The sequence below is a fragment of the Marinobacter sp. L-46 genome (genome assembly GCF_056859535.1).
The window spans coordinates 1-3,083 of record NZ_JBSXOP010000034.1; the positions used below are offsets into that span (position 1 = coordinate 1).

The window sequence follows — 3,083 nt, forward strand, 5'->3', positions numbered from 1 at the left end:
GCTGTTTCTGTTCAGTCATCCATGCCACTCAAATCGGCCAAGCCTCGGCCGGTCGCTGCTTACGGTATTCTTCCATCGAAATCTTGCCCAGTTGCGGCGTAAGCTTGCAACGGCGCTTATCCCACGGATACTCCACCTGGCGCTTCAACCACTCTGCGCCCTCTCCCTGTCTCCAGGCTTCCAGATCCAAGTCTCGCCAGAACCGGGGATTACGCTCGATGCGCTCGTCATGCTCCGCAGTGACCGGATCCAGATGCCGGAGCGGCTCCAGCCTTGGCACATCCGGCAGGGGCTGAGAGGTATCCATGTAGCGTTGAAGCATGTCCCACAGCGCCATTACCTCTTCTTTCGTGGGTTCGACCCGGCTCAGGGACGTCTGGCTGAATTGTTTTGCAGTGTAGCGATGCACGAACATCAAGCGGTAGAAGATACCACCGGCTTCTATCACCCGCTCAACATAGGCATCGAACTCCTCAAAGGGCGCTGTCAGTTTCTTGCCGCCAGGCATAGCGAAACTCACCTGGCCGGTTTCTCGGTTGAAGTAGCTTTCGCCCGCTTTAAGGCTGCGATCCATTATCCTAGAAAGGCCTTTTTCGAACGGTTTTAATAGAAAGGCAGCGGCGCTCATAACCCAAGGTAAGGTTTTTATGATTAGAAACATAGATAGTGCTATCCAACCCAAAACCACTCCGAGGCCTAAAAGTGATTTTAGTTCGTCAGGGAGCTCAACCTGGGAAGCATAATGTAAGAGCATCATCCCTCCACCAACCAAGACAAGCCCGCCCCAAAGATAAGGGATTAGCAGCTGTGCGGCTGAAAGACCAATGAATGCCTTGCCGTTCAGAAAACGAATTCGACCCTGACTCCACCACCAATCACTAGAAAGAAAAACCTCTGAGTCACTACTATCCTGGTGTTGAACAGCCCCCACATCCTCACAAACTCGGTAGAAAGGCTGAACGTCTGCATAATCGCCAACAGGTTGTAGATCTTGCCCAAAGCGCCTTCTGCTTGTCACAGGTTCGGGAATGAAAGGAATATGACCCTCCCGCCTTCCGCGATTGTAAGAGCTAAGTTTGTTTGGATTCTGACTCACCCGGCGACCTTCCTCATGCCTGCATAACGCTCTGGGGTTCGCACTCAGCGGTCACCTGAGCAAAGATTTCCGTAACCGGTCTATTCGGGTTCGCCTTTCGAAGCTCCAGAACGCGCCGGCTTTGGCGCCTCAGTTCCTCACTTGGGCGGGCCCACTGGCCTTCGGGCAGCGGCTTGCTCCACGCGGCCATGGCCTCTGGCAGAGCCTTCTGTTTCATACGCCGGATCTTTCTGACCTCCCACTCCACCAACCGGTTCGGGAGGGTCCAGAAGGTCATCAGGTGGTACAGGTACCATCCGACCAGATAGAAAACACCTCGCTTGCCTTCACGGTATTCATCATGGAGTCGTTTGCGGGCATTGCGGAAGACGTGTACACCTTCCCATGCGGGATCATCAGGCCCCTGCAAGTCCAGAGGATCCTGAATTTCCTTCAGTGTATGGACTTCAAACTCCATGTAAGCACGAATCGCTTCCCAGTTGCTGATCGCCTGGGGCAGGCCGTAGGTCTGAAATTCCAGTGTGTATTTTTTTCCGGTGTCTGGATGGTAAAAGCCGATACCGAAACCGTACTGGCGTTGTACCCCGTATTCCGTCACGCCCTGAGCCTCAGCGACCCAGGCAACCAGCTCTTCCCAAGGAACGAAGATGGGGTTTTGCTCATTCTGGGGCACAAAGCAAACCTCACGGCGCTGGCGGTTGAAGCGTGTGGGTGTAACGGTTTTGTATTTCAGGTGCTGGTTGATCCTGATGGCCAGGCCGAATAATAAGAAAAAACAGCTCCCTCCAACAGCAATCGGGAAGCCATAATCAGACACCCCACGTAGCGCATGGACTCCATCTTCCCAACCATTCCCGAGCCAATAAAGCACGAAGAAAGCTATAAGCGGGAACCCAGCCGCCATCAGAATAAATGATCCAAAGGGTACACCCAGCGTTGCCTGCCAACCAAACACCGGCAGCAGACCTGTCCCGAAATCCAGATAACCCTCTTGAACCTCTCCCACCGCATGGCCGTAGTCAACTGGCGGCAGACCTGTTGGTAATGGTCTTGGGGACAAAAATGTCAGCTTGCCACCGGGAAAGCTCTCAGCTTCGCCCGCTTTGGGCTGCAGATCTCCATTATTTCGCGTTTCACTCATAAATAAATATCCATGTCCATCAGAGGGTCAGTGACACGCCGCCAAACGATCTCGCCTTTCGGAGACTCCTGCACCGGGACAATGGGATAGCCACTGTTCGGCCCGGCCTTCAGCAGGTTAACCGACTCAGCATAATGACCTTCCGGCTGGAGGGTTTCCACCTTTACCAACAGTGCCAACTCGCGCGACAGCACACGGTCTTTTGACCTCTGGGGTTGGGGACGAGTGAACGCCAGCTGCATGAAACCATGCCTCTTCGATGATTTCCAGGCTGGTGAGAATCTCGTACGTACAGTGCTCCCAGGACTCCGCGGTGCCAAAGAATCTGTTAGTCCGGGCGGGATGAACACGCCAGGCAGAGAGCCAGTCAACGGGAGGCAACCCGGTAGGCGGCGGAAGCGGCGAAAGATAGGTCACCTTGCCGCTTTTGAAAGCGTCCGAGTTGCCGGCTCTAGGTGCCTTGGTATCTGCCATTTTCTTTATGCACCTGCCTCAAAGAGAACAAGTGGCCAATCGAGCTCCCACCACAACCGGAAAGAGTGGCCTTACACGACACAGGCTGTTTCAGGTCTACTTTGGCGATAGGTGGGCATATCCACACTACCCAATTGCGGAGTGACTCTGCATTGCCTGCGACCCCAAGCATACTGCCGCTGGTTTCTCAACAGCTCCGCACCTTCACTTTTTTGCCAAGCTTCAAGATCCAGGTCTCGCCAGTAGCGGGGGTTACGGCTAGTAGTCTGGTCGTACTTGGCGGTCACCGGGTCCAGGTGGCGAAACGGCTCCAACCGGGGCATGTCTGGCAGGGGCTGGGTGACGTCCATGTAGCGTTGCAACATATCCCAC

General features: G+C 54.6%; 3 protein-coding genes and 1 pseudogene. All 4 read right to left on the bottom strand.

What is annotated here, in order from left to right:
- Nucleotides 1-28 precede the first annotated feature (28 nt).
- The gene (locus AC13DJ_RS02870) at nt 29-1,096 is read right to left on the bottom strand and encodes a hypothetical protein (protein WP_482932766.1); all 1,068 of its coding nucleotides are present in this window, start codon (nt 1,094-1,096) and stop codon (nt 29-31) included.
- A gap of 13 nt (nt 1,097-1,109) precedes the next feature.
- Nucleotides 1,110-2,237, bottom strand: coding sequence for a hypothetical protein (locus tag AC13DJ_RS02875; RefSeq protein ID WP_482932767.1), 1,128 nt, complete (start codon nt 2,235-2,237; stop codon nt 1,110-1,112).
- On the bottom strand, nt 2,234-2,479 hold the full coding sequence (locus tag AC13DJ_RS02880; RefSeq protein WP_474541121.1) for a hypothetical protein: 246 nt from the start codon (nt 2,477-2,479) through the stop codon (nt 2,234-2,236). Before AC13DJ_RS02880 ends, AC13DJ_RS02875 begins: the two co-directional genes overlap by 4 nt.
- A 303-nt stretch (nt 2,480-2,782) precedes the next feature.
- Nucleotides 2,783-3,083 (bottom strand): annotated as a pseudogene (locus AC13DJ_RS02885) (hypothetical protein); the annotation flags it as partial.

Bases quoted from the DNA above. Each gene is read 5' to 3' on its own strand.
- AC13DJ_RS02875 (WP_482932767.1), bottom strand. From the start codon at position 2,237: ATGAGTGAAACGCGAAATAATGGAGATCTGCAGCCCAAAGCGGGCGAA.
- AC13DJ_RS02880 (WP_474541121.1), bottom strand. From the start codon at position 2,479: ATGCAGCTGGCGTTCACTCGTCCCCAACCCCAGAGGTCAAAAGACCGT.